This is a genomic window from Micromonospora sp. NPDC049175 (assembly GCF_043197345.1).
Classification (GTDB): Bacteria; Actinomycetota; Actinomycetes; order Mycobacteriales; family Micromonosporaceae; genus Micromonospora.
This window is the reverse complement of record NZ_JBICSY010000003.1, coordinates 67677-92213: the sequence shown is the minus strand read 5'-3', so window position 1 is coordinate 92213 and position 24537 is coordinate 67677. Positions and strand designations below refer to the sequence as shown.

24 protein-coding genes are annotated in these 24537 nt (G+C 71.3%); 16 read left to right on the top strand and 8 right to left on the bottom strand.

Annotated features, from left to right (window positions below; translation table 11 throughout):
- The coding region (locus ACGFH8_RS14435) for an arabinofuranosidase catalytic domain-containing protein (RefSeq protein WP_393367234.1) at positions 1–1191 on the top strand (1191 nt) is incomplete at its 5' end.
- A 464-nt stretch (positions 1192–1655) separates the two neighbouring features.
- Positions 1656–3101, top strand: a complete 1446-nt coding sequence (locus ACGFH8_RS14430) for an arabinofuranosidase catalytic domain-containing protein (RefSeq protein ID WP_393367233.1) — start codon at positions 1656–1658, stop codon at positions 3099–3101.
- Between the two features lie 86 nt (positions 3102–3187).
- On the opposite strand, the gene ACGFH8_RS14425 is transcribed toward ACGFH8_RS14430, so the two are convergent.
- Entirely contained in the window at positions 3188–3547 is a 360-nt protein-coding gene (locus tag ACGFH8_RS14425) for a hypothetical protein (protein WP_393367232.1), read from the bottom strand.
- 144 nt (positions 3548–3691) lie between these two features.
- Here ACGFH8_RS14425 and ACGFH8_RS14420 point away from each other — a divergent pair, with 144 nt between their 5' ends.
- Together ACGFH8_RS14420 and ACGFH8_RS14415 are read left to right on the top strand one after the other, a co-directional pair.
- Positions 3692–4048 carry a YciI family protein gene (locus ACGFH8_RS14420; RefSeq protein ID WP_393367231.1) on the top strand — a complete coding sequence of 119 codons (357 nt, stop codon included), beginning with the start codon at positions 3692–3694 and terminating at the stop codon, positions 4046–4048.
- Complete coding sequence (locus ACGFH8_RS14415) at positions 4045–5277, top strand: RNA polymerase sigma factor (protein ID WP_393367230.1); 1233 nt, start codon at positions 4045–4047, stop codon at positions 5275–5277. Before ACGFH8_RS14420 ends, ACGFH8_RS14415 begins: the two co-directional genes overlap by 4 nt.
- A 20-nt stretch (positions 5278–5297) precedes the next feature.
- Here ACGFH8_RS14415 and ACGFH8_RS14410 read toward each other — a convergent pair whose 3' ends face one another.
- Complete coding sequence (locus ACGFH8_RS14410; protein WP_393367229.1) at positions 5298–5726, bottom strand: hypothetical protein; 429 nt, start codon at positions 5724–5726, stop codon at positions 5298–5300.
- Positions 5727–6382: 656 nt separating this feature from the next.
- On the opposite strand from ACGFH8_RS14410, the gene ACGFH8_RS14405 reads away from it, so the two are divergent.
- Complete coding sequence (locus ACGFH8_RS14405) at positions 6383–7702, top strand: cellulose binding domain-containing protein (protein WP_393367228.1); 1320 nt, start codon at positions 6383–6385, stop codon at positions 7700–7702.
- A gap of 121 nt (positions 7703–7823) precedes the next feature.
- On the opposite strand, the gene ACGFH8_RS14400 is transcribed toward ACGFH8_RS14405, so the two are convergent.
- Positions 7824–8561 (bottom strand): TetR/AcrR family transcriptional regulator, encoded by a 738-nt coding sequence (locus ACGFH8_RS14400; protein WP_393367227.1) that lies wholly within the window; start codon positions 8559–8561, stop codon positions 7824–7826.
- 94 nt (positions 8562–8655) lie between these two features.
- On the opposite strand from ACGFH8_RS14400, the gene ACGFH8_RS14395 reads away from it, so the two are divergent.
- From ACGFH8_RS14395 to ACGFH8_RS14385, 3 genes are all read left to right on the top strand, one after another.
- Entirely contained in the window at positions 8656–8886 is a 231-nt protein-coding gene (locus tag ACGFH8_RS14395; RefSeq protein ID WP_393367226.1) for a hypothetical protein, read from the top strand.
- A 169-nt stretch (positions 8887–9055) separates the two neighbouring features.
- Complete coding sequence (locus ACGFH8_RS14390) at positions 9056–10075, top strand: hypothetical protein (protein ID WP_393367225.1); 1020 nt, start codon at positions 9056–9058, stop codon at positions 10073–10075.
- 163 nt (positions 10076–10238) lie between these two features.
- The gene (locus ACGFH8_RS14385) at positions 10239–11474 is read left to right on the top strand and encodes a cellulose binding domain-containing protein (protein ID WP_393367224.1); all 1236 of its coding nucleotides are present in this window, start codon (positions 10239–10241) and stop codon (positions 11472–11474) included.
- Positions 11475–11581: 107 nt separating this feature from the next.
- On the opposite strand, the gene ACGFH8_RS14380 is transcribed toward ACGFH8_RS14385, so the two are convergent.
- On the bottom strand, positions 11582–12052 hold the full coding sequence (locus ACGFH8_RS14380) for an RrF2 family transcriptional regulator (protein ID WP_393367223.1): 471 nt from the start codon (positions 12050–12052) through the stop codon (positions 11582–11584).
- 116 nt (positions 12053–12168) lie between these two features.
- On the opposite strand from ACGFH8_RS14380, the gene ACGFH8_RS14375 reads away from it, so the two are divergent.
- Entirely contained in the window at positions 12169–12636 is a 468-nt protein-coding gene (locus ACGFH8_RS14375; RefSeq protein ID WP_393367222.1) for a cupin domain-containing protein, read from the top strand.
- 129 nt (positions 12637–12765) lie between these two features.
- On the opposite strand, the gene ACGFH8_RS14370 is transcribed toward ACGFH8_RS14375, so the two are convergent.
- On the bottom strand, positions 12766–14034 hold the full coding sequence (locus ACGFH8_RS14370; protein WP_393367221.1) for a cellulose-binding domain-containing protein: 1269 nt from the start codon (positions 14032–14034) through the stop codon (positions 12766–12768).
- Positions 14035–14488: 454 nt separating this feature from the next.
- Between ACGFH8_RS14370 and ACGFH8_RS14365 the strand changes: the two genes are divergently transcribed.
- A complete protein-coding gene (locus tag ACGFH8_RS14365; protein ID WP_393367220.1) occupies positions 14489–16471 on the top strand; it encodes a GTP-binding protein in 1983 nt (660 codons plus the stop codon).
- A gap of 20 nt (positions 16472–16491) precedes the next feature.
- Here ACGFH8_RS14365 and ACGFH8_RS14360 read toward each other — a convergent pair whose 3' ends face one another.
- Positions 16492–17571 (bottom strand): GlxA family transcriptional regulator, encoded by a 1080-nt coding sequence (locus tag ACGFH8_RS14360; RefSeq protein WP_393367219.1) that lies wholly within the window; start codon positions 17569–17571, stop codon positions 16492–16494.
- Between the two features lie 157 nt (positions 17572–17728).
- On the opposite strand from ACGFH8_RS14360, the gene ACGFH8_RS14355 reads away from it, so the two are divergent.
- From ACGFH8_RS14355 to ACGFH8_RS14340, 4 genes are all read left to right on the top strand, one after another.
- Positions 17729–18367, top strand: coding sequence for an HD domain-containing protein (locus ACGFH8_RS14355; protein WP_393367218.1), 639 nt, complete (start codon positions 17729–17731; stop codon positions 18365–18367).
- 55 nt (positions 18368–18422) lie between these two features.
- Positions 18423–19361 carry an NADP-dependent oxidoreductase gene (locus tag ACGFH8_RS14350; RefSeq protein ID WP_393367217.1) on the top strand — a complete coding sequence of 313 codons (939 nt, stop codon included), beginning with the start codon at positions 18423–18425 and terminating at the stop codon, positions 19359–19361.
- Positions 19362–19496: 135 nt separating this feature from the next.
- Complete coding sequence (locus ACGFH8_RS14345; RefSeq protein ID WP_393367216.1) at positions 19497–20378, top strand: fructosamine kinase family protein; 882 nt, start codon at positions 19497–19499, stop codon at positions 20376–20378.
- Between the two features lie 58 nt (positions 20379–20436).
- Complete coding sequence (locus tag ACGFH8_RS14340) at positions 20437–21672, top strand: MFS transporter (protein ID WP_393367215.1); 1236 nt, start codon at positions 20437–20439, stop codon at positions 21670–21672.
- Here the strand turns inward: ACGFH8_RS14340 and ACGFH8_RS14335 are convergent.
- Together ACGFH8_RS14335 and ACGFH8_RS14330 are read right to left on the bottom strand one after the other, a co-directional pair.
- The gene (locus ACGFH8_RS14335; RefSeq protein ID WP_393367214.1) at positions 21653–22108 is read right to left on the bottom strand and encodes a hypothetical protein; all 456 of its coding nucleotides are present in this window, start codon (positions 22106–22108) and stop codon (positions 21653–21655) included. The two genes, ACGFH8_RS14340 and ACGFH8_RS14335, sit on opposite strands and share 20 nt — an antisense overlap.
- Positions 22105–22506: a DUF6069 family protein gene (locus tag ACGFH8_RS14330; protein ID WP_393367213.1), complete on the bottom strand. Its 402-nt coding sequence runs from the start codon at positions 22504–22506 to the stop codon at positions 22105–22107. Before ACGFH8_RS14330 ends, ACGFH8_RS14335 begins: the two co-directional genes overlap by 4 nt.
- A 130-nt stretch (positions 22507–22636) precedes the next feature.
- Here ACGFH8_RS14330 and ACGFH8_RS14325 point away from each other — a divergent pair, with 130 nt between their 5' ends.
- Entirely contained in the window at positions 22637–23797 is a 1161-nt protein-coding gene (locus ACGFH8_RS14325) for a sensor histidine kinase (protein WP_393367212.1), read from the top strand.
- Entirely contained in the window at positions 23785–24447 is a 663-nt protein-coding gene (locus tag ACGFH8_RS14320) for a response regulator (protein WP_393367211.1), read from the top strand. The genes ACGFH8_RS14325 and ACGFH8_RS14320 overlap by 13 nt, the downstream gene beginning before the upstream one ends.
- The last annotated feature ends 90 nt before the right edge of the window (positions 24448–24537 follow it).

The window sequence follows — 24537 nt, the reverse complement described above, 5'->3', positions numbered from 1 at the left end:
AACGCCGCCACGCAGGACACGTTCTGCGCCAACACCAACTGCGTCATCACCATCCTCTACGACCAGTCCGGCCGCAACAACCGCCTCACCCAGGCCATGGGTGGCGGCGTGCCGGGCCCCGGCCCTGGCGGGTCGGACAACCTTGCCGACGCGAAGGCGGCGCCGATCACAATCGGCGGCCAGAAGGCGTACGGCGTCTACATCGCCCCCGGCACCGGCTACCGCAACAACAACACAAACGGCATCGCGACCGGCGACCAGCCCGAGGGCATCTACGCCGTCCTCGACGGCACGCACTACAACAACGGGTGCTGCTTCGACTACGGCAACGCGCAGACGAACGCCATGGCCGACGACATCGGCATCATGGAGACCATCTACTTCGGCAACAACAAGGTGTGGGGCTACGGGGACGGCAACGGCCCCTGGATCATGATGGACATGGAGTGGGGACTGTTCTCCGGGGTGAACGCGCGGTACAACCCCATGCCCCCCATCAGCCACCGCTTCCTGACGGCCATCGTCAAGGGCGAGCCCAACCACTGGGCGGTCCGCGGCGGCAACGCGCAGTCCGGCGGGCTGACGACCTCCTTCGACGGACGCCGCCCCAACGGCTACCACCCGATGAAGAAGGAAGGCGCCATCCTGCTCGGCATCGGCGGCGACAACAGCAACACCAGCCGAGGCACCTTCTACGAGGGCGTGTTGACCTCCGGCTACCCGACCGCGGCCACCGAGGACGCGGTGCAGGCCAACATCGCCGCCGCCGCGTACGCGCCGGCCGGTGGCGGTAACCCGCAACAGGGCGTCCAGCTCGTCGGCGCCCAGTCCAACCGCTGCGTCGACGTGCCCAACGGCACCACCACCAACGGCACCCAGGTCCAACTCTGGGACTGCGTCGGCAACACCGCCCAACGCTGGACCCAGACCGCCGGCAAACAACTCCAGGTGCTGGGCAACAAGTGCCTCGACGCCAGCGGCCGGGGCACCACAAACGGCACCCAGGTGATCATCTGGGACTGCAACGGCGGCACCAACCAACAGTGGAACATCAACTCCAACGGCACCATCACCGGCGTCCAGTCCGGGCTCTGCCTCGACGCCAGCGGCGCAGGGACCGCGAACGGCACCAAGCTCCTCCTCTGGGCCTGCAACGGGCAACAGAATCAGCGCTGGTCCACCCGCAGCTGATCCGTACCACCACCCGATCGGCGGTGCCGGCACCGCGAGTCTCGCGGAGGCGGCACCGCCGGCGGTGCCGCCTCCGGTCAGTGCGCGCTGCATGCCGGGCAGCGCGGCCTCGTCGATGGTGGCGACGGGCGATCAGCCGCGCCCTCGAATCGATTCATGCCCCGTCACGGGCACGCACCCTCTTTCCTGCCGAGCAGATCCGTCCGGGAACCCAAGCCCCGGGTCAGCAAGTTCCTCGGCCACCGGGGCGGACAACCGACGGTTGCGACCGGGGTACGTCGACGTGGACCCGGTATCGACCGAGTCGGATGCAACGGCCTGCGGACGGTGGCGCGACGAATGGACGAGCATTAATGTAAAACAGGTATGACGTGTGACGTCGGATTCGCTCAACCCGCCACCACCGCGCTCCACCACACCGCCGAGAGGATCCAATGAATGTGAAAAGACGCTTGCGTCGCATGATGGCCGCTGCGGGAACCATGCTGGTTCTCGCCATCGGTGCCAGCATCTACGTGGTCTCGGACGCGCCGGGCGTCGCCCACGCCGCCGGCACGGGACCGTGCGACATCTACGCCTCGGGTGGCACCCCGTGCGTGGCCGCGCACAGCACCACCCGCGCGCTGTACGGCGCGTACAACGGCCCGCTCTACCAGGTCCGGCGGTCCTCGGACAACACCACCCGCGACATCGGCGTGCTGAGCGAGGGTGGCTACGTCAACGCCGCCACGCAGGACACGTTCTGCGCCAACACCAACTGCGTCATCACCATCCTCTACGACCAGTCCGGCCGCAACAACCGCCTCACCCAGGCACCTCCCGGCTTCTGGCCCGGCCCCTTGCCCGGTGGATGGGACAACCTGGCCGACGCGAAGGCGGCCCCGATCACCATCGGTGGCCAGAAGGCCTACGGCGTCTACATCGCGCCCGGCACCGGCTACCGCAACAACAACACAAACGGCGTCGCCACCGGCGACCAGCCCGAGGGCATCTACGCCGTCGTCGACGGCACGCACTACAACCAGTGGTGCTGCTTCGACTACGGCAACGCGCAGACGGACGGCCAGGCCGACGAGCGCGCGATCATGGAGACCGTCTACTTCGGCGCCAACAAGCAGTGGGGCTACGGCGCCGGCGCCGGGCCCTGGGTCATGGCCGACCTGGAGTGGGGTCTCTTCTCCGGCGTGAACGCCGGGTACAACAACATCGCGCCGATCAACCACCGCTTCGTGACCGCCATGGTCAAGGGCGAACCGAACCACTGGGCGATCCGGGGCGGAAGCGCCCAGTCGGGCGGTCTGACCACCTACTTCGACGGGCGTCGTCCCAACGGCTACCACCCGATGAAGAAGGAGGGCGCCATCCTCCTCGGTATCGGCGGCGACAACAGTGTCTCCGGTCGGGGCACCTTCTTCGAGGGTGTGTTGACGTCCGGCTACCCGACGGCCGCGACCGAGGACGCCGTGCAGGCCAACATCGCCGCCGCCGGGTACGCACCGACCGGTGGCGGTAACCCGCAACAGGGCGTCCAGCTCGTCGGCGCCCAGTCCAACCGCTGCGTCGACGTGCCCAACGGCACCACCACCAACGGCACCCAGGTGCAACTCTGGGACTGCGTCGGCAACACCGCCCAACGCTGGACCCAGACCAGCGGCAAACAACTCCAGGTGTACGGCAACAAGTGCCTCGACGCCAGCGGCCGGGGCACCACAAACGGCACCCAGGTGATCATCTGGGACTGCAACGGCGGCACCAACCAACAGTGGAACATCAACTCCAACGGCACCATCACCGGCGTCCAGTCCGGGCTCTGCCTCGACGCCAACGGCGCGGGGACAGCGAACGGCACCAAGCTCCTCCTCTGGGCCTGCAACGGACAGCAGAACCAGCAGTGGTCCACCCGTAGCTGAACCCGCCCCACCACCCGACCGGCGGTGCCGCCTCCGTGAGTTTCGCGGAGGCGGCACCGCCGGCGGCGTCAGTTGTGCCGTGCGGCCTAGCCCAGCCAGCGGAGCGCGGCGTCGGCGGTGTCCTCGGGGTTGCTGTTGAAGGCGATGGCCGCGCCGGGAGCATGCTGCCGGACGAGGTTTACCACCTTCTCGAAGAGCACGAGCAATGGCTCGTGCTTGCGGATGCCGCCGCCGACGACCACGCAGGCGTAATCTCCGCGGGTCAGCGCCTCGACGATCACCCTCTCCGCGCCCTCGTCCGGCGTCACCTGGCACAGGTCGGCCTCGATGCCGAGATCGTCGAAACGGGCCTGACCGCGTGCTATCGCCGCCACGACCGGCGCCGGGTCCCAGCCCGTAATCCTGGTCGGATCGAGACCGATCACCAACACGCGTCCACGTGTCATGTGTTTCCACCTCTCGGAGCCTGCGATGATCCCCCGGTCGTCGGATCGAGAATGTCGTCCCGACTGTCGATCCGGAGCCCTCCTGGCTCGTCGTCAGAGTAGGGGCCACGACCGACGGGGCCAGCACACGATGGGATACGAGACATGGCCAAGTACATGATCCTCATCTACGGGGACGCGCAGCAGTGGGACGCCATGACCGACGAGCAGTGGAAGGCGCACGACGCCGCCCACGTGGCGTTCGTGGCCGAGGCCGGCGAGCGGATCCTCGGCGGTCAACAGCTGGAACCGGCGCCCACGGCCACCGCACTGCGCTCGGACGCGCTCGGCCAGCTCGACACGACCGACGGGCCGTTCCTGGAGACCAAGGAGGCGCTCGGCGGTTACTACCTGCTGGAGGCGGCCGACCTGGACGAGGTGCTGTCTCTGGCGGCACTGCTGCCCGAGGTGCGCGCGGCACACAGCGGCGTGGAGATCCGTCCGGTGGTCGACCACGGATGAACGACATGGTCGTCGCGGCGGTCGCGCAGGCGCACCGCCGCGACTGGGCCCAGGTGCTCAGCACCACCGCCCAGCTGACCCGCGACCTCGACCTCGCCGAGGAGTGCACCCAGGACGCGTTCACACAGGCGCTGGAGACCTGGGCCGAGAGCGGCATTCCCGACCGGCCGGGCGCCTGGCTCACCACCATCGCTCGCAACCGGGCCCGGGACGTCCTGCGCCGTGAGTCGGTGTTCCGTCGCAAGATGCCGTTGCTCGTCGCGGACGAGACGGTGCCGGGCCCCGAGGATGGTCTGGTCGACGACCGGCTGCGCCTCATCTTCACCTGCGTGCACCCCGCACTGTCCCGGCAGGCGCGGGTCGCCCTGACCCTGCGGTTGGTGTGCGGACTGTCCACACCGGAGGTGGCGCGTGCGTTCCTGGTGCCACCGACGACCATGGCTGCCCGGATCACCCGGGCCAAGAGGAAGATCGCCGCGGCCCGCATCCCGTACCGGGTACCGGGCCCGGACCATCTCGGCGAGCGGGTCGGCGCCGTCCTCGAGGTCGTCCATCTCATCTTCACGACCGGCCACACCGCGCCGGTGGGCGCGCACCTGGTGCGGCAGGACCTGGTGGACTGCGCGATCGGTCTGGCCCGCATGCTGCACCTGCTCATGCCGACCGACACCCAGATCAGCGCCCTGCTGGCACTGCTGCTGCTCACCACGGCACGGCAGGAGACCCGCTTGTCCGTCGACGGGCGGCTGGTGCTGCTGTCCGAGCAGGACCGCACACGCTGGAACCGGCAGCTCATCGGCGAGGGACTGTCGTTGTTGACCGACGCGCTGCGCCGACGGCCACCCACCCGGTACGCCCTGGAGGCCGCGATAGCCGCCGTGCACGCCGAGGCGCCAACCTGGCAGGACACCGACTGGAACGAGATCGTCGGGCTCTACGACGCACTGCTCCGGCTGTGGCCGTCGCCCGTCGTCGGCCTCAATCGCGCCGTCGCGGTCGGGCTACGCGACGGCCCCGAGGCCGGACTCGACGCGCTCACGCCGATGCTCGCCGATCCGGCCCTGGCCCCCTACGGATATCTGAGCGCCGCCCGCGCCGACTTCCTGCGCCAACTGGGGCGGTGGCCCCAGGCCGTGACCGCCTACGAAGAGGCGCTGACCCTTACCGACAATGACGTCGAGCGCGCCTTCCTCAGCGATCGGTTGACCGACGTCAAACGGCAGCTGTAGGGGCGGCGCCGTAGCCGACCTCAGGCATCCTGGTTGCTCGGCACCGTCGCGCCACGGCTGGCCATGGTGGCTATCGCCGCCGCCCCCAGCAGCAGGGCCGGAAGGGTGAACCGGAGACCGATGCCGAGGCCCAGCAGGAGCGCCCACGCCAGCATGACCAGCGCCCCGACGGTGGTGGTCGTGGCGACGGCACGGTGGGCCAGGTCCGCGATGAGGGGACAGATCACCGCGACCACCGGCACACCCAACAGGTAGAAGGCGGCAGCACCGCTGTCATCGATCGTGAACGGCAGCAGCGCAATGACGATCCAGGCGGTGGCGGCGACCGCGAGGAGTCTCAGGAGCAGACCGACGGAGTCGGGAGTGGCACCACGTCTGCGCAGGCTCACGATCGCCGCGGCGACAACGAAGAGCGCGACGAGGCCGCCGACAATGGTAGCGACGTTCATTTCGCTTCCCCCGTCCTCATGACGTCAGCGGGCCCAGCCTCGAACGTGTGGACCGGCCACTTCTTTCGCGACGAGTTGGCGAGCTGGCGCAGGTGTTCGTCCTGACGGTACGCGGTCGGCGTCGATTTGACACGGCACGCAAGCGCCTCGTTCCCGGCCACTCGTCCGGTCCGGTAGGGGCTGCGGCACAAGGACGGCACGCTGGCGTACGACGCCTGCTCAGAGAGCCTGGGAACGACTCGGGCGGTTGAGCATTATATAGACGACATGCTATCTTCTGGCGCGGGGGGGAAGGGCACGCTCCCGATCACCTGAGTCGATCGACAAGGCATGCCGAGGGCGACGCCCTCCGGCCGCCCTTGCCAGTCGGTGACCAGTCCGGGCCGCTCCGCCGATGCCAGGCGACCGCAGGTGGTTGTCGGACAATCTCGGTCCGACCGCATGCCCAGCTTCCCCTTCCGTCGCGGGCAACCCGACAGCGGTACGGCCCGCACACCACCCGTGCCCGCCGCGCCGGCTCGATCCGACTCGCTGACGGCGAGCGGACGGTGGGGTGTGAGCCGCCATCCAAAACCCCGGTGTCACCACCGGCACGGCCGGGGTCGCCGGCACCGCGCACCACCACCACAGGACGACAAGCGGCAAGGAGTCGAGCAATGGCAAGACATAGACAAGTCCTCTCGTTCATCGCGGGCGCGGCGGTTCTCCTCGCGGCGACCGCCGGTGGCGTGCTGAACGGCAGCCTGCGCGGAGTGGCGGTGGCCGCGACGAACGGCACACTCGCGGCCACCGCCGGCTGCGGCAAGGCCCCCACACTCGCCAGCGGGACACGCACCATTCAGAGCGGCGGGCAGAGTCGCACCTACATCCTGCGGATCCCGGACGGTTACGACCGGAACAACCCGTACCGGCTGGTCTTCGGCTTCCACTGGCTGAACGGCTCGGCCAGCAACGTCGCCTCGGCCGGCTACTACGGGCTCGCGCCACTGTCGAACAACACCACGATCTTCGTCGCGCCCCAGGGCATCAACGCCGGTTGGGCCAACACCAACGGTCGCGACCTGACCCTCTTCGACGACATCTCGCGGCAGATCGAGAACGACCTCTGCGTCGACACGACCCAACGGTTCGCCCTGGGCTGGAGCTACGGCGGGGCGATGAGCTACGCCGTGGCCTGCGCCCGACCCACGGTCATCCGCGCGGTCGCCGTCCTGTCCGGCGCCAATCTCAGCGGTTGCAACGGCGGCACCCAACCCGTGCCCTACTTCGGCATCCACGGCATCTACGACAGCGTGCTGAACATCTCCCAGGGCCGGTCGTTGCGCGACACCTTCGTCAGGAACAACGGCTGCACCGCGCAGAGCCCGCGCGAACCGAGCCGGGGCAGCCTCACCCACATCACCACCACCTACGCGGGCTGTCGAGCGGGGTATCCCGTGCAGTGGGCCGCGTTCGACGGCGACCACACCCCCAGCCCGGTCGACGGATCCGGCCCGAACGACTCCAGGACCTGGACCTCGGGGGAGATCTGGCGGTTCTTCAGTCAGTTCCAGTCCACGACTCCCCCGACGACCCCTCCGCCGACCACGACTCCACCGACCACGCCGCCCCCGACCACGCCTCCACCGACCACACCTCCGCCGACCACTCCTCCTCCGACCGGGCAGCCGGGCACCTGCGCCGCCACCTACAGCCTGGTCAACAGTTGGCCGGGCGGCTTCCAGGGTGAGGTCACCGTCGCCAACAGCACCGCCGCCACCGTCAACGGCTGGACCGTCGGCCTGACCCTGGCCAGCGGACAGGCCATCAGCAGCCTCTGGGGCGGCATCAACACGGGCACCACGGGCGCCGTCACCGTCCGGAACGCCGCCTACAACGGCACGTTGGCCCCGAACGCGTCGACCACCTTCGGATTCACCGCCACCGGCAACGGCGCCACCCCACCCGCGACCATCACCTGCACCAGCCCCTCCTGAGGGAAGGGCGACACCGGAGGCCCGGAGCCAGTGGCTCCGGGCCTCCGGGCCGGTCGGGGTCGTGCGCCAGAGCCGCGTGAGCTGGTGGACGGTCCGCACGGTCCCGCCGGCGGCGCGCCGGTCAGCGCGGCAGCCCGGACCGCGCCGCTGCCCGAAGGATCCCGTCGAGGCCCTCCTCGAACAGCAGGTCGTCGTCCCATCGGGTGTCGTCGAGGTGCCCGGAGGCGTCGAGGGTCGGGTACTCGTCGGCCCGCGCGGCGATGTGGTCGCGGGCGGCGGCCCGCGCCCGCGGGTCCGCGGTCCGGTGCCAGGTGGCTTCGGTGAGCGCGGCGCCGATGACGTAGTTGGCAAGCATCCGCGTGGCCACCGCGAGCGGAAGTCCGCGACAGCCGCCGCGCACGAGCGCCGCCTGTAGGAACTCGGTGCGGGCGAGGACGTTGGGCCCGAGCATCGGGCGTCCGACCAGATTCGGTGCCCAGGGATGGCGCAGCATCGCGGCGCGCCATGCTCGGACGAGGAGCCGGGCGTCCTCCAGCCAGTTGTCGCTCACGTCCGGGATGGGCACGTCGCCGAAGATCCGGTCGACCGCCAGGTCCAGGACGTCGTCCTTCGTCTTCACGTGCCAGTACAGGGCTGTCGCCGTCACGTCGAGCTGCTGGGCGAGGCCGCGCATGGTCAGACCCTCGACCCCACGCTCGTCCAGCAGGGTCACCGCGGCGTCGACGATGCGTCCGAGGGTCAGCGGCGCCTTCCGTCGCGTACGAGATGGCTCCTCGCGTAGCCACACGGGTGGTGGCGTGCGGCTCTCTCGTGGCCCGCCCGGAGGCGTCGGCGGTACGCCCGGATCTGCGCTGGTCATGGCACCACCCTAGTGCAGTGGACAGGAAACTTAACGTCGGTAAGCTAGCTGAACATCAGACGGCAATCCGTTACGTCGGCAAGGAGGTTGGCGAATGCCCCTGCTCCGAATCCACCTCGACAGCGACCGGATCACCGCCCAACGCGTTCTGCGGCTACACCAGGACGGCAAGACACACCACGAGTCGCGGGAAGCGGCACGGGCGGAGGCGTGGCGCCAGGGTCGTACCCCGGCCGGCGACCCGACCTTCGTCGGCATCACCAACGGCCGCCGCCACGTGCAGCTGCTCTACGACGTGGAGGTCTATTCCGACACGGCGGGTTGAGCGGAGCCTGCGGCCGTCCCCTCGCCAGGGGGAGCGCGCTCCCCTGCGCCGGGGAGGAGGAGTCGTCCACCGCCGCAGATCATCGACTCATGACTGCCGGTGTGTGGCTGCTGGTCGCCGAGACGGACGGCAGGGCGAGCCGGCGTGACACCGTCCACAGGGGAGTGACATGTCCGACCGTACCGCTCGTCCGCACCGACCCCCAGCCGCCGACCGGGTAGGACGGTGGGCGCTGGCGTGCGGCCTCTTCCTCGTCGGCGAAGGGGCCCTGCGCCTGTTCTGGATTGCCGGCGGTCGATGGGCGTACACCGCCTGTGACCGGACCGATCTGGTCGATCCGGCCGGGGGATGCGGCGCCGACCGCGTCGAGACACTGCCCTTCTGGGCGGGCTGGGGACCGCTGGCGGTCGGCGTCGCCCTCGCGCTCGTGGTCGTGGGCGCGGTCCGCCTCCCCGGCCGGGCCGCGACCACGGGTGGCTGGCTCGCGGCGGCACTGCTTCTGGTCACCGCGTTCCCGCTGCACCTGCTCTTCGAGGTCCCGGCGGCGTTGGCGGGACGCCCCTCGGACTGGCGTGACCTCGGCGCCCGGCTCGCCCTGCTGGCCGGTGGAATCCTCTTCGCCGGGGTGGCGAACGCGTCAGGCCCCCGACGCGGGCCGGTGACTCCCGGCTACCGGCCGGTGCCCCGGTGGACGCGCCGCTGGGCGTACGTGGCGGCCACGCTGCCGGTGGTCGGCTGGGCCGTACCACACGGGCTCTGGGTGCTCGGGGTTCCGTTCGGCATCTCCGAGCGGGAACTGCACGACATCAACAACACCCTCTCGACGGCGACGGGGGTGGCGATCACCGTCGTCCCACCGCTCGCCGGGCTGCTCGTTCTCGGGCTGGTGCAGCGGTGGGGGCAACAGTTTCCGCAGTGGGTGCCGGGGCTGGGTGGTCGTGCGGTGCCCCGGCTGCTGGCGGTGGCACCGGCCGGGGCCGTGGCGCTCACGCTCGTCACCTACGGCGTGCTGAGCAGCGTGGTGTTCGTCGGCCGGCTGGTCGCGGGCGAGCTGCCCTGGTCGGACCTGCTGGACGGGTGGGCGGTGACCGCCACGCTGCTGGTGTTCCTCGGCTGGGGCGTGGCGCTGGGCGTCACGACCGCCGGCTACGCCCTGACCACCCGATCGCGTCAATCCTCCACCACCTGAGCCGAGCAATCCGGCCATACATTGACACTTATCGTTACGACAGTGATAGTAACTGCACACACAGCTCCCCTCGGATCGCCTGCGGGGCCCATGGTCGGCGGGCAGGCGCCATCACCACACCGCCGCGCCGGGAGCGTGATCGACGCATCCGCTGGAGGAGTGAATGAGAAGAAGATCGAAGATCTGCGTGGGACTGGCGGCCGCCGTCGTCCCGATCACATCCATGCTCATGGCGCTCGGCGCGACACCGGCGGACGCCGCGATCGGCGGTTCCGGCCCCTATCCCGCCGACTACGAGACCTCGACCAGCCTGGCCAACCACACCATCTTCCGGCCACAGACACTCCCGTCCGAACGCCTTCCGATCGTCGTCTGGGGCAACGGCGGCTGCTCGGCCAACGGCCTCTCCCAGGGCAACTTCCTCCGCGAGATCGCCTCCCACGGCTTCCTCGCCATCGCCAACGGGGCTCCGAACGGATCCGGCTCCACCAACTCCCAGCAGCTCACCCAGTCCATCGACTGGGCCGTCGCGGAGAACTCCCGGCAGGGCAGCAAGTACTACAACAGGATCGACACGACGAAGGTCGCCGTCGCGGGCTTCTCCTGCGGAGGCCTGGAGGCCTACGCCGTCTCCAACGACCCACGCGTCACCACGACCGGCATCTTCAGCAGCGGCTTGTTGAACGACGCCGACGACTACCAACTCCGGAGACTGACCAAGCCGATCGCCTACTTCGTCGGCGGACCCAGCGACATCGCCTACCCGAACGCCATCGACGACTGGGGCAAGCTGCCAGCCGGGCTGCCCGCCTTCATGGGCAACCTGAACGTCGGGCACGGCGGCACGTACGACCAGCCCAACGGCGGTGAGTTCGGCCGGGTGGCGGTGCTCTACCTCAAATGGCGACTGAAGGGCGACACCACCGCCGGTGCCAACTTCGTCGGCCCCAACTGCGGTCTGTGCCGCGGCCAGTGGAGCGTCCAGCAGAAGAACCTGACGCTCGACGACGGCACGCCGCCGACCACGCCACCGCCCACCACGCCGCCCCCGACCACACCACCTCCGACCACACCACCCCCGACCACGCCGCCGCCCGGCGGCACCCCCGCCTGCACCGCGGTCTACTCCGTCCAGGACCAGTGGAACGGTGGCTTCGTCGCCAACGTCACCGTCACCGCGGGAACCACCGCGCTCTCCGGCTGGCGGGTCTCCCTCAACCTGCCGAGCGGAGCTTCGGTCACGTCGGTGTGGAACGGCGTTGCCACCGGTAACAGCGGCACGATCACCGTCGCGAACCAGAGCTACAACGGGCGACTGGCCGCTGGCCAGACCACCGCTTTCGGCTTCCAGGGCACCGGAAACGGCACCGGGACCACCGCCGCCTGCACCGGAAACTGAAGCGCACCGGATCGACCAGGCCGCCCGGCGGGCCGCTGCCACAGCGGTCCGCCGAGCGCGCTGTGGTCCTGTCACCCCCCGAGTTGCGAGGTCCACGGGCAGAACACCTAGCGCAGTTGCGCGATCCTGGCCCGGGTGTCGGCCGGCGCCTCGGGGTGCCCGCGCTCGACGCCGGCCCGGACGTCGGCCAGTGTCGTGCCGGTCAACTCCCGCCGCCAGGCCAGGTCGGCGCCCCGCATGGCCTGGGCGAACGCGCAGGACTGCCGATAGTCGACACCCGCGTGCTCCCCCGGCCCGTGGCGGAGGATCTGGTCGCACTGGAACAGCTCCTCGGGGCCCTCGATCGCGGTGACGATGTCCAGCAGGGAGACCGTCTCCGGCGCACGGGCCAGGTGGAAACCCCCGCGCGGACCCGAGGTCGACGTCAGGATCCCGGCCCGGACCAGGGCCTGCAGCAACTTGTTCAGGTAGGCCGGCGGCAGCTCGTAGAACGCCGCGAGGGCGCCCGTCGGCACCGGGGCGTCCAGCCAGCTCAGGTTGAGACACGTGTGGAGGGCCCGTTCGACACCCTGACTCATCCGCATAATCCTGGACCCTACCTGTCCAGGAATTGGGATCAGTGTCACCCTCTCTGGCCTCGACCGTTTCTGGACATCTAATGTCTAGAAATCAGCGATCATCGAGGGAGTCGACAATGACACTGGTACGCGCGGCCCAGGCCGAGGTCCTCGACAGCGACCCGACCAGCGTGATCACACTGCTCCTCGACCCGGAGCACACCGATGGCGCCCTGACCAGCAACCGCACCCTGCTCAAACACGGAGCCGACGGCGCGCCACCACACCTGCACACCCGCTCCGGCGAGCTGTTCTTCGTGCTCGACGGCGCCCTCGAGATGCTCGTGGGCGACGAGTTGCACACCCTGCACCGGGGAGACACGCTCTTCGTCCCGCCGAACACCCCGCACGCCTTCGCCGCCGCCGACGGACAGGACGCCGACTTTCTGGTGGTGATCACCCCCGGCAAGCCCCGGTTCGACTACTACCGGCTGCTCGACACGGTGCACCGGGGCGAAGCCACCTGGCAGGACGTCCGCGAGACCCAGGACCACTTCGACAACCACTACGTGGACAGCCCGCTGTGGGCAGGCCGACGCGGCTGACCACGAGCCGCCGACCACGCGCCGACGGATCGGGGAACCCCGCCCCGCGGTGACGTGCCCCCTGCGCGTCGACCGATCGGCGCGCAGGGGGACGTGAGCCACCATGCCGGACTCACCCGGCTCGACGGGTCAGCAGCCGATCCGGCTGGTCCCCATCGCGACGTCGTCGTACCAGAGGGTGTCGGCCCCGCCGCCGTAGCTCTCCCAGCCCAGCTTGAGGTCGGTGAGCTGGGGCCGCCAGGTGCGGTTGTACCACTGGCCGTCGATGTCGTGCGTCGGTACGCCGTCCGCGGTCAGCCCGGCGATGGCGGTGCCGTCCAGCCAGGTACGGAGCTGACCCGCCGAGCCGTCCACCATGAACTCCAGGCAGGTCCACCGGTTGGTGGGCAGCGGAATGCTCTGCGCCACCCCCGCCGGGCTCTGCTCGGGCAGGGTCGCGTCGTCGGAGGCGCGGTTCCACTGCAGGGCACCGTTCTGGCCACCGATCCGCAGGTCCTTGTTGCCGTCGGCGGCGTCGGTCATCGCCATCATCGTGGTGTGCTCGGTGGGCTGGGCCGTGGTGTGCCGTACCCAGATGCGGCCGTACCGGACACTGCCCAGGCTGCCGAGGTTCTTGGTGGACCTGATGAAGACGTGGTTGCAGTAGCCGGCCGCGCCGTTGATCCGGACCGCCCGGCTGCCGCTGTGCGTGGTGGCCGTGTCGATGGTGGCCGTGCCGGCGCCGGAACAGTCCGGGTTCACCACGGTCCAGTCGCCGGATGGTGTGGAGCCGGTCTGGTTCTCGAAGCCGTCGCAGAGCACCGCCCCGGCACACCCGGTCGGCGGCGGGGTGGTCGGCGGCGGCGTCGTGGGCGGCGCGCTGGTGGGTGGCGGCGTCGTCGGTGGCGCGCTGGTGGGTGGCGGCGTCGTCGGTGGCGCGCTGGTCGGCGGCGGCGTCGTCGGGTTCAACGTGGTGGGCACGCCGGTCGGGCTCGGCCCGGTGCCGTTGCACGGTACGCCGTTCAGGCTGAACCCGGTCGGCGCGCCACCGCTGGCGCCGTACGTGCCCTGCACGCCGAACTCGGCGACCCCGGCGGCCGGGATGCTGCCGTTGTACGACATGTTGCGGGCGGTCACCGTCGAGCCGGACTGGCTGACCGTGGCGTTCCAGCCGTTCGTGACACGTTCGTCGCCGGCGTACGTCCAGGTGACGGTCCAACTGGAGACGGCGGTGTCGCCGGGTGACACCTTCACGTTTGCGGTGAACCCGCCGGGCCACTGGTTGGGCGTGTAGTCGACCCGGCAGCCCTGGGCGGCTGCGGCCGGGCTGGTGAGCAGGACCGTTCCGGTCGCGGTCACGGCGGCCAGTGCGGCGACGACCGCCAGGGTCGGACCGGGGCGGGCGCGGAGAATCGTCATGAGAGGTCCTTCTGCCATCGAGCGGGAGGGTGGCGGCGCGGCGGCGCGCGTCCTGGACGGACGCGGCACGCCAACGCGCCCTGGATGCGGCGCGGCGGCGCGCCACAACGGCTGGTCGGTGCGTACGACCGCGGTGCCCGGCTCGGGTTGGACCTGTCAGTCGCCGACGCCCGGTTACCCGGAACCTCGGCGACGCCCCGCCTCAATCTATTGACGCGAAGCGATGTAATCAAGCGCCACCCGTCCGGGTGGGATCACGCCACGTGACGGCCGCCCACGCGTTATTCGGTGGACCGGTCGGCCCCGGCCGTGCCAGCGTGACCCGAAGCTGGACCCGGGCCACCATCGGCCCGGCGTCACCAGGGGCAACGAACGACCGACGGGAGCACGGCGATGCGCGGACTCGAAACCTTCCCGCCCATCCGGACGCGAGCTTTCGAGGACCCGTCAGCCCATGCAGACCATCAACCTCGGCATCGTCGCCCATGTCGACGCCGGTAAGACAAGCCTGACCGAACGCCTGCTGCACGCCACCGGCGTCATCGACCGGCTCGGCAGCGTCGACGCGGGCACCACCCAGACCGACACCGGCGACATCGAGCGCCGCCGGGGCATCACCATCCGCAGCGCCGTGGCCGCGTTCGGACTACCCGACCGCCAGGTCAACCTGCTCGACACCCCCGGGCACAGCGACTTCGTGGCCGAGGTCGAACGCGCGCTCGGGGTGCTCGACGCGGCGATCCTGGTGCTGTCGGCCGTCGAGGGAGTGCAACCGCACAGCCGACGGATCATGCGGATCCTCCGATCGCTCCGGCTACCCACACTGATCTTCGTGAACAAGATCGACCGGGTGGGCGCCCGCACCGACGAGCTGGTCGCGGACGTGCGCCGACTGCTCACCCCGGCCGTCGCCCCGCTGGGCACGGTCCGCGCGCCCGGCACCCCCGAGGCCGCGTTCCGGCGAGATGATCCGCGGTACGACCACGGCGGCGCCCACCGGCTCGCCGAGGCCCTCGCCGAGCACGACGACGAGCTGCTGGCCGCCCTGGTGGACGACCTGCCGCCCGACCCGGATCGGATCGACAGGGCGCTCCGGGTCCAGGTCGCGGCCGGGCGGATCCACCCCCTGCTGTTCGGCTCGGCGATGTCCGGAGCCGGCGTACCGGAGCTGCTGGACGCCATCGCGACCCTGCTCCCGGCGTCACCACCGGCGGAACCCGACCCGCGAGCCCGGGTCTTCGCCATCGAACGCGACCCGGCCGGCGAGCGCGTGGCGTACCTGCGCTCGTACGGCGGGCAGCTCCGGGCCCGCCAGCGGGTCGTCGCGTACCGCCGGGAGCCGGACGGCCGGGTCACCGCGACCCGCGCCCGGATCACCAGGCTCGACGTGGTCGGCGCGGCCACCGACCGCGCCGAGCCGACCGGGCGGGACCATCCGCCGGCCGCGCTGACCGCCGGGTACATCGCCCGCGTCGCCGGCCTGACCGGGGTACGCCTCGGCGACCAGCTCGGCAGCCCGGCCGGCCTCGACGGGCGGTCGTACTTCCCGGCGCCGACCCTGGAGGCGGTGGTGCGACCCCGTGATCCGGCCCGGACGCTGGCCCTGCACGCCGCGCTGCTGGACATCGCGGACACCGACCCGTTCATCCGGACCCGGGTGGCCCCGGACGGCGGCACGAGTGTGCTGCTCTACGGAGAGGTGCAGCGGGAGGTGCTGGCCGCCACGCTGGCCGAGGCGTACGGGATCGAGGCCGAGTTCGGGTCGGGTCGACTGATGCACGTCGAGCGGCCAACCGGCACCGGCGCGGCGGTGGAGATCATCGGGCACGGCTTCTTCGGCACGGTCGGGCTCCGGGTCGAACCCGGCTCGGGGGTGGACTACCGGCTGGAGGTCGAACTCGGCTCGCTGCCGCTGTCGTTCCACAAGGCCATCGAGGAGGCCACCCGGGCCGCTCTCGACCAGGGCTGCCACGGCTGGCCGGTCACCGACATCCGGGTCACCCTCACCCACAGCGGCTACTGGTCGCCGATCACCACGGCCGGGCACTTCCGGGACCTGACGCCGTACGTGCTCATGCGGGCGCTCGCCGAGGCGGGCACCCGGGTCTTCGAGCCGTGCCGCCGGTTCGAGGCGGAGGTGCCGACCGACCGGCTCGGCGCGGTCACGTCGTATCTGGGCCGGCTCGGCGCCCGGATCGACGGCACCGACGAGAGCGCCGCCGGTTGGCGGATCGGCGGGGTGCTGCCGGCGCGGCGCGAACCGGAGGCGCAGCGGCGGCTGCCGGACCTGTCCAGCGGGGAGGGGCTGTGGTCGTCGGCGCCCGGCGGGGACCGCCCGGTGTCCGGCGACCCGCCGTGTCGCCCCCGCACCGACGGCAACCCGTTCGACCGGGTGGAGTATCTGCGCTTCCTCGCCCAACCACGGAGCCGGCCCTGAAGCCGGCCGCACGGGCGCGCTCAGCCGACCTCGGGGGCGCGGCGAGCCGTACCGAACCGCCGTTGGTAGGCGGCGGGACTGATCGACAGCTTCCTGGCGAAGACCCGTCGCATGCTCTCGTAGCTGGGGAACCCGGCGAGGGTCGCGGCCTGTGTCGCGGTGTGGCCCTGGTCGAGCAGCGCCCGGGCCAGGTCGAATCGGATGCTCTCCACGTAGCGGGCCGGGGTCGTGGACAGCTCGTCGTGGAAGAGCCGGGTGAGCTGTCGGGTGCTCACGTTGAGGCGTCTCGCGAGTTGACCGAGTGAGTGGTCGCCACGGGGGTCCGCCGTCACCAGGTCGGTTACTCGCCGCAGAGCCGGTGAGCGCGGCGGCGGCCCCTGCAACGGCGCGGAGAACTGGGACTGGCCGCCCGCACGCTGCATGTACACCACGAGGGCGCGGGCGACGTCACGCGTCAGGTCTGGCCCGTGGTCCTCTTCGACGAGGGCGAGCGCCAGATCGATGCCGGCGGTCACTCCCGCCGAGGTGTACGTGGTGCCGTCGCGAACATAGATCGCGTCGGGCTCGACCCGGCAGGTCGGACACCGGGCGGCGAGCTCGTGCGCGACCTGCCAGTGCGTGGTCGCGCGCTTGCCGTCGAGGAGGCCGGCGGCGGCGAGGACGAACGCCCCGGTGCAGATCGACGCGACCCGGCCGGCCGTGGCCGCCGGTATCCGTGCGGCGTCCGCCAGGTCGACGGGGACGTGGGCGCGCGGGTAGTGATCCGACCCGGCCACCAGCAGGGTGTCGAAAGCGGGCCCCGGGGAGACGGCATCGTCGACCGCCATCCGAATCCCGAGACTCGACGTGACGTCCGCGCCGGTCGGCGACAGCAGCATGATCCGGTAGTCGGCGCCGAACCGGTTCGCCTCCTTGAACACCTCCGCCGGGCCGGCGACGTCGAGCAACGTCACTCCGTCGTAGACGAGGATCGCGACGGAATGGGGGCCGCCGTTCACCACCGCGGTCTGCTCGGCGCCGGACGCGCGCGGTGGGAGGCCCGGCTCCGACGGTCGCGACCGGCACCGGGCCGGCGAGCCGGAGGAATGGACACGATTCATCTGTAGCACGCCGCCGTGTGACGGGCCGCACCTCCGCGATCTCAGCCCGTCCGGATATGAGGGTTTCCTGGCCGGAGAAAGGCGGCGGCGTACGACGATCGGGGGGCAGCATGGGGTCGCAAGCAGCTACCGACACGTTTCCGAAAGGCCAGGAACCATGCCAGAGGTCATCGCGGGGTTGGCGATTCCGGACACCGCAGCCGTCACGGAGGCGACCAGGCACATCCAGGAGACGGCCGGGCCTCTCCTCTACCACCACTCCCGCAGGGTCTATCTCTTCGGCCTGATGCACGCGCACCGGCTTGGCGTGGAACCGGACCCGGAGTTGCTCTATCTGTCGGCGATATTCCACGACTCCGGTCTGCTGACCCCCTTTTCCGACGTCGAGCAGCGCTTCGAGATCGATGGCGCCGACCACGCCCGCAGGTTCCTCCTGGACCGGGGGTTCCCGACGGCCGCCGTCGAGACCGTCTGGACGGCGATCGCGCTGCACACCACGCCGGGTGTTCCCGACCGGATGGGCCCGGAGATCGCCACCACCTACCTCGGTGTCCTCACCGACGTGCTCGGCCTCGGCCTGGACGGACTGGACCGCGGTCAGCTGGACGCCATCCTCGCCGCCCATCCACGGGGTGACTTCAAGGACGAGTTTCTGCGAGCCCACGTCGACGGGCTGAAGAATCGTCCCGACACCACGAACGGCACCGTGAACTCCGACATCCTCGAACACTTCATCCCCGGCTTCCAGCGGGTGACGACCGTCGAGCGGATCGTCGGATCGCCCTGGCCGAGCTGAGCCGCCGGTCCCCACCGGCACGCCCACCGACGAACTCTCTGGAAAGGCTTCGAGCATGCGAGCGATCACCGTGCGCGACCGTAGCGCGGGTGTCGGCGGGCTCACCCTGACCGACATGCCCTACCCGCACCCCGCGGAGAACGACGTCATCGTGCGCGTGCACGCCGCCGGCTTCACGCCCGGAGAGCTCGACTGGCCGGCAACGTGGTCCGATCGCGCCGGCCGCGACCGGACCCCCACCATCCCCGGGCACGAGCTGTCCGGGATCGTGGTCGAACTCGGCTACGGCACCACCGGCCTCACCGTGGGCCAGCGGGTGTTCGGACTCACCGACTGGGCCCGCAACGGATCCCTGGCCGAGTACTGCGCGGTGGAGGCCCGCAACCTCGCCCCGCTCCCGGCCGGGATCGACCACACGGTGGCCGCGGCGCTTCCCATCTCCGGACTGACCGCGTGGCAGGGGCTCTTCGACCACGCCCATCTGACGACCGGCCAGACCGTCCTCATCCACGGCGCCGCGGGTGGCGTCGGCTCGATCGCCGTCCAACTCGCTCGGGAGGTGGGCGCCCACGTGATCGGAACCGGCCGCGCCGACGACCGCGCCGCCGCGCTCGCCCTCGGCGCGCAGACCTTCGTCGACCTGGCGGCGGACGAGCTGCGGCACGTCGGCGAGGTGGACGTGGTGCTCGACGTCATCGGCGGCGACATCCTCGAACGATCGACCGACCTGGTACGCCCGGGTGGAACCCTGGTCACCATCGCCATGCCGCCCACCGTCCAGCCGAGGAACGGGCGAGCCATCTTCTTCGTCGTCGAACCTGATCGCGCCCGGCTGACCGACCTCGCCCAGCGCCTCCGGAGCGGGCGGCTCAACCCCGTCGTCGGCGCGGTGCGCCCGCTTTCCGAAACGGCCGCCGCATTTGCCCCCACCCGCCGTACACCCGGCAAGACGATCATCCAGGTGGTGGACGGACAGGGGACGCCGCAGTCGTGACCCGTACGCGATCGTCAGCGGCGCGCTGATCGCCGGCACAGACCCCTGGTCGTCCACCGTGGACCCCGCCGTGGGTGGTTCGCCAACGCCTAGGCTGTGGTGACCGAGCATGCCGAGAATGAGGAGTGCGCCCTGATGCGCTCGACGACGATCCTGTTGGAGCGCCTGCTCGCGGCCGGGATGGGCGAGGTCGTCGCGGTGGAGCCGGTGGCCGGCGGGGTCGCGGCGGTCGCGGGCATAGCCACCCGTCGGGACGCACCGCCGGTGTTCGTCAAGGCCTTCGCCGACGCGCCGGCCGACGGCGTCTTCCGGGCGGAGGCCGACGGGCTGGCCGCCCTGCGCGAGCTCGGCGGCGTGCCGACACCCGAGGTGCTCCTGGCGGACCGTGGACTGCTCGTGTTGTCGGTGTTGCACCCGAGGCCGCACAGCGAGACCTTCTGGGAGCGGCTCGCGCACCTGCTCGCCGACATGCACCTGAACACGACCCATCCCCGCTTCGGTTGGCACCACGACAACTGGCTGGGCCGCCGCCGCCAGGTCAACACGTGGCAGGACGACGGCCACGTGTTCTTCGCGGAGCACCGGCTGCTCCGGTGGCTCGGGGAGCCCCGGGTGGAGGCGGCACTCGACGCCGCAGACCGGGCGGCCCTGGAACGGCTCTGTCACCGACTGCCCGACCTGCTGCCGGACCGACCCGCGTGCCTGACGCACGGCGACCTGTGGACCCAGAACATCCTGGCCACCGCGGACGGGCAGCCGGCGCTCATCGACCCGGCGGTGTCCTACACGTGGGCCGAGGTCGACCTCGCCCACGTGTGGTCCACCTCGCCCCCGCCGGAGGCGCGACGGTTCTTCGAGGTCTACGCGGACCTGACCGCGCTCGACGCCGACTGGCGCGCTCGGATGCCGATCATCCAGCTACGACAACACCTCGCCGTACTGGCGCAGTTCGACGACGACTGGGGCGCGGCCGACCAGATCCGGGCCGTGCTCGCCCCGTTCCGGACGCGTACCTGACCCGTGGAACGGGGACGGAACCCCTCGAATACGGTGACCTGAAAACGGGGGGTGAGCCATGGCGCCGGAGGTATCGCCGCGAAGGGCCAGGGCCGTGCTCGTCGCGCTGTCCCTCGCCGCGTTCGCGTTCATCACGACCGAACTGCTGCCCGTGGGCCTGCTGACCCACATCGCACCCGATCTCGACAGGTCCCGCTCCCAGGTGGGTCTGCTGGTCAGCGGGTACGCCGTCGTGGTCGTGCTGGCGTCCGTGCCGTTGGCCCGGCTGACCCAGCGGATCCCCCGACGGCACCTGCTCGGCGGCACGATGCTCCTGTTCGCCGCCGCGAACGCCACCGCCGCGCTCGCGCCCACGTACACCGTGCTGGCCGGCTCCCGACTCGCCACCGCCCTCGCCCAGGCGCTGTTCTGGTCCGTCGCCACGGCGACCGTGACCGGCCCCTTCCCGGTCGCCGTACGCGGCCGGGTGGTGGCGCTGTTCGCGACCGGGGCGACGCTCGCCCCGGTGCTCGGCGTACCCCTGGGCACCTGGCTCGGGCAGCACGCCGGTTGGCGGGCGGCGTTCGCGGCGCTGGCCGGGGTTGGTCTGGCCGTCGCCGCTGCGGTGCTCGTCTTCCTGCCCTCCTATCCCCCGGCCGCCGGCGGCGCCTCCCGGGGGACCGCACCGGACGGACGGCGCTTCATCCTGTTGCTGGTCGCGACCGCCCTCGGCATCGGCGGCTTCATGACCCTGCAGACCTACGTCACACCGTTCCTGCTCGACGTCAGCGGCTTCGCCGACGCGGTGCTGGCGCCGCTGCTGTTCGCCGCCGGCGCTGCCGGCGTGGTCGGCACGCTGGCCGCGGCCCGGACCCTGGACACGTGGCCGACAGCCTCGTTGCTGACGCCGCTGAGCATCGGCACGGCCTCGCTGTTCGGCCTGTACGCGCTCGGCGCGCTCCGGCCCGGCGCGGTCGCGCTCCTCGCCGGGATCGGCCTCGCCTACGCGGCGTTCGGCTCCGCCGTGCAGAGTCGGATGCTGCAACTGGCCCCGGGCAGCACCGACATCGCGTCGGCCGGCGTCAGCACCGCCTTCAACGCCGGCATCGCCGGCGGTTCACTGCTCGGCGGCGCCCTCCTGCCGACCTCGGGGCCACGCCCGTTGGCTCTCGTCGGCGGGCTGCTGACGCTTGTCGCCCTCACGCTGCTCGCCGTGGACTCGCGTGGCGGCCGCACCGTCGGGTCGGAGCCGACCGTCGCTCGTCGTGGGAAACCCGATCCGTGCGCCGCTGCGGTCACCCACTCCCCCCGCTGACGACCGCCATCATGATCAACATACGCCGCCGCCGCTGACTCATCAGCGCGAAACAGGCGGCGAGCACCACCAACTCCACCTCGGCCCACTCGCCGGTGACGTCGACGCGGATCGGCCCACTCGATCGGCGAGAAAGACGCACCGCGATGCGGTGCCCGTCGCGTACCAGCTCACCGCCGCCACGACCGGGCGACCAACGCGCCACCCCGCCGGGCCCCGGCACGTGTGACCGACTCGGGTCGAGCCGCACCGCCACGCCGTGCTCGCCCCGGGCGATGAACCCGATGCGTCGACGGTCGGCCGGTTCGACAGTCCAGCGGCCGGTGCCGGTGCGGATCTCACCGCACCGCCAGGTCCAGCCGGTACGCAGCGAGGCGCACGGCCCGGAGTCGAGGACGAAGGCGCCATCCTGCTTGCGTAGGGTCAGCGCGGTCATCGGTCCAGCCCCTTCGGGCGCGGCCGGGACAGGCCGAGGATGAGGGCGACGCCGACGCTCAGGTGCAGCAGCGCGAGAGTCGCCTTCGCTCCCCCGCCGACGCCGCTCGGCGGCCCGACCAGGAGCGACAGCAGCAGGACGGCACCCGCGACCGAGGTCCACCAGACACGGGGACGGTTGGTCAGGCGTTCCAGCGCCGCGAGCAGCGCCCAACCGGCCAGCGCCGCGACCGCGGCGGCCACGACGACCGCGGCCACGGTGACCTGCCGGGTCGAACTTCCCGACCGGACCGCCAGGTCGACGCCCGCCACCGAGTGCAGAAGCGCGAACTCGGCCGTCGCCACCAGGATCGTGCCGGCCGCCACGGCGGCTCGTCGTGGGAGAAGGTTGTTCGTCATGCTCCGAGTCTGCGGACCGGGGCCGGCCGGACACGTCGGTCCGGACGCCGCGGCACGTACGTCCGCCGGCGCTGAGGCGTACTACCAAAGGAGGTGGTCCGCCCCGCCGCGAGCCCAGTAGCCTGCGCGAATGGATACGGCGACGTGCGAGGTAGCGCAGCCGAGGATGTGGCGTTCCGTCCCGGTGGGCGTGACGACCGTGGCGGTCGGCGTCCTCGTCGCGTCCATGCTGTGGTCCGCCGTCCGTTCCAGCTCCGCCGCCCTGGTCGGCACCGACGTCGCGCTGGCGGTGACCGCCCTGACCCTCGTACCGGTGGTCGTCCGCCGCCCGGAGATCGGTGGCGTGCTCGCCGGCCTGCTCGTCGCGCTCTCCCCGGTGGCCACGCCGGTGGCCAGCTTCGCGGTGCTGTTCACCGCCCGCAACCGGCCGTTTCGGCAGGCAGCGACGACGGCGGCGGTCGGCGTGGCGGGCGAGGCGGTACAGGCGTTCTGGCGGCCGGTGCCCAGCCTGCCGTACGGGTGGCGGCTGCTGCTGATGGCGATCGCGTACGCGGCCCTGCTCGGCTGGGGCACCTGGGCGCAGGCCCGGCACGCCCTGCTGGCAGCACTGCGGGATCGGGCCCGGCGGGCCGAGCAGGAGCAGGAACGACGGGTCGTCGAGGCGCGGGCGGCCGAGCGCAGCCGGATCGCGCGGGAGATGCACGACGTGCTGGCCCACCGGCTGTCACTGCTGGCGGCGGCCGCCGGCGCGATGGAGTACCGGCCCGACGCCCCGCCCGAGCGGCTCAGCGCCGCCGCCGGGGTGATCCGGGCCAGCGCGCACCACGCCCTCGACGAGCTGCGCGAGGTCATCACGCTGCTGCGCCGCGACGACGCCGAGTCGCCGACCGACGCACCGCCCGGGCAGACCCTCGCCGACCTGCCGCGCCTGCTCGACGAGGCTCGGGCCGCCGGGCAACAGATCGAGGTCGACGACCCGCTCGGGCCGCCGGTCGAGATTCCCCCGGCGGTGGGCCGCACCGCGTACCGGATCGCACAGGAGGCACTGACGAACGCCCGCAAGCACGCGGCCGGGCAGCCGGTCCGGCTGGTGTTCGGCGGTGCGCCCGGCTCCGGCCTGAGCATCGCCGTGAGCAACCCGACCACGCCCGACAGCGGCGCCACCGGCAGCGTCGGCACCGGCCTGATCGGGCTCGCCGAACGTGCCGCGCTCACCGGTGGTCGCGTCGCGCACCACGTGGACGCCGCGGGGCGTTTCCACCTCACCGCGTGGCTGCCGTGGCCGACGTGACGGGTCCGATCCGGGTCGTCATCGTCGACGACGATCCCCTCGTCCGGGGGATGCTCACGCTGATGCTCGACGGCGCCGACGGGATCGTCGTCGTGGGCGAGGCCGCCGACGGCGCCACGGCCATCACCGCTGTGGACCGGCACATGCCCGACGTGGTGCTGATGGACATCAGGATGCCCGGCGTCAACGGCATCACCGCCACCGAGCGCCTACGTCGCCGGCACCGGCCACCCGAGATCATCGTGCTCACCACGTTCGACACCGACGAGCACGTGGTGCGAGCCCTCCACGCCGGTGCCAGCGGCTTCCTGCTCAAGGACACCCCGCCGGAGCAGATCAGCCAGGCCGTCCGCGCGGTCGCCGCCGGTCACCCGATGCTGTCTCCGGGCGTGACGCGCCGCCTCATGCAGCGGGTCGCCTCCGGGGCCGCGTCCTACGAGCGGGCGCGCGAGCGCCTGGCCCTGCTCACGCCCCGGGAACGCGACGTCGTGCTGGCCATCGCCCAGGGGCGCTCCAACGCCGAGATCGCCGGCGAACTGCTGATGAGCGTGACGACGGTGAAGGCCCACGTCTCGCACATCCTGACCAAGCTGGATCTCGACAACCGTACCCAGATCGCCCTGCTCGCCCACGACGGCCGGCTCCTCTGACCAGGTCTGGGCGCTCGGATCGAGCAGCCGATCGCGGAGTGCCGGAGCCGTCCGCGCCCCACGAACGCGGGTCGAGTCGGGGATACTCTC

Bases quoted from the DNA above. Each gene is read 5' to 3' on its own strand.
- ACGFH8_RS14405 (WP_393367228.1), top strand. From the start codon at position 6,383: ATGGCAAGACATAGACAAGTCCTCTCGTTCATCGCGGGCGCGGCGGTT.
- ACGFH8_RS14425 (WP_393367232.1), bottom strand. From the start codon at position 3,547: ATGACACGTGGACGCGTGTTGGTGATCGGTCTCGATCCGACCAGGATT.
- ACGFH8_RS14355 (WP_393367218.1), top strand. From the start codon at position 17,729: ATGCCAGAGGTCATCGCGGGGTTGGCGATTCCGGACACCGCAGCCGTC.
- ACGFH8_RS14325 (WP_393367212.1), top strand. From the start codon at position 22,637: ATGGATACGGCGACGTGCGAGGTAGCGCAGCCGAGGATGTGGCGTTCC.
- ACGFH8_RS14345 (WP_393367216.1), top strand. From the start codon at position 19,497: ATGCGCTCGACGACGATCCTGTTGGAGCGCCTGCTCGCGGCCGGGATG.
- ACGFH8_RS14415 (WP_393367230.1), top strand. From the start codon at position 4,045: ATGAACGACATGGTCGTCGCGGCGGTCGCGCAGGCGCACCGCCGCGAC.
- ACGFH8_RS14340 (WP_393367215.1), top strand. From the start codon at position 20,437: ATGGCGCCGGAGGTATCGCCGCGAAGGGCCAGGGCCGTGCTCGTCGCG.
- ACGFH8_RS14335 (WP_393367214.1), bottom strand. From the start codon at position 22,108: ATGACCGCGCTGACCCTACGCAAGCAGGATGGCGCCTTCGTCCTCGAC.
- ACGFH8_RS14400 (WP_393367227.1), bottom strand. From the start codon at position 8,561: ATGACCAGCGCAGATCCGGGCGTACCGCCGACGCCTCCGGGCGGGCCA.
- ACGFH8_RS14380 (WP_393367223.1), bottom strand. From the start codon at position 12,052: ATGAGTCAGGGTGTCGAACGGGCCCTCCACACGTGTCTCAACCTGAGC.
- ACGFH8_RS14410 (WP_393367229.1), bottom strand. From the start codon at position 5,726: ATGAACGTCGCTACCATTGTCGGCGGCCTCGTCGCGCTCTTCGTTGTC.
- ACGFH8_RS14430 (WP_393367233.1), top strand. From the start codon at position 1,656: ATGGCCGCTGCGGGAACCATGCTGGTTCTCGCCATCGGTGCCAGCATC.
- ACGFH8_RS14370 (WP_393367221.1), bottom strand. From the start codon at position 14,034: ATGACGATTCTCCGCGCCCGCCCCGGTCCGACCCTGGCGGTCGTCGCC.
- ACGFH8_RS14390 (WP_393367225.1), top strand. From the start codon at position 9,056: ATGTCCGACCGTACCGCTCGTCCGCACCGACCCCCAGCCGCCGACCGG.
- ACGFH8_RS14420 (WP_393367231.1), top strand. From the start codon at position 3,692: ATGGCCAAGTACATGATCCTCATCTACGGGGACGCGCAGCAGTGGGAC.
- ACGFH8_RS14330 (WP_393367213.1), bottom strand. From the start codon at position 22,506: ATGACGAACAACCTTCTCCCACGACGAGCCGCCGTGGCGGCCGGCACG.
- ACGFH8_RS14360 (WP_393367219.1), bottom strand. From the start codon at position 17,571: ATGAATCGTGTCCATTCCTCCGGCTCGCCGGCCCGGTGCCGGTCGCGA.
- ACGFH8_RS14395 (WP_393367226.1), top strand. From the start codon at position 8,656: ATGCCCCTGCTCCGAATCCACCTCGACAGCGACCGGATCACCGCCCAA.
- ACGFH8_RS14365 (WP_393367220.1), top strand. From the start codon at position 14,489: ATGCAGACCATCAACCTCGGCATCGTCGCCCATGTCGACGCCGGTAAG.
- ACGFH8_RS14350 (WP_393367217.1), top strand. From the start codon at position 18,423: ATGCGAGCGATCACCGTGCGCGACCGTAGCGCGGGTGTCGGCGGGCTC.
- ACGFH8_RS14375 (WP_393367222.1), top strand. From the start codon at position 12,169: ATGACACTGGTACGCGCGGCCCAGGCCGAGGTCCTCGACAGCGACCCG.
- ACGFH8_RS14385 (WP_393367224.1), top strand. From the start codon at position 10,239: ATGAGAAGAAGATCGAAGATCTGCGTGGGACTGGCGGCCGCCGTCGTC.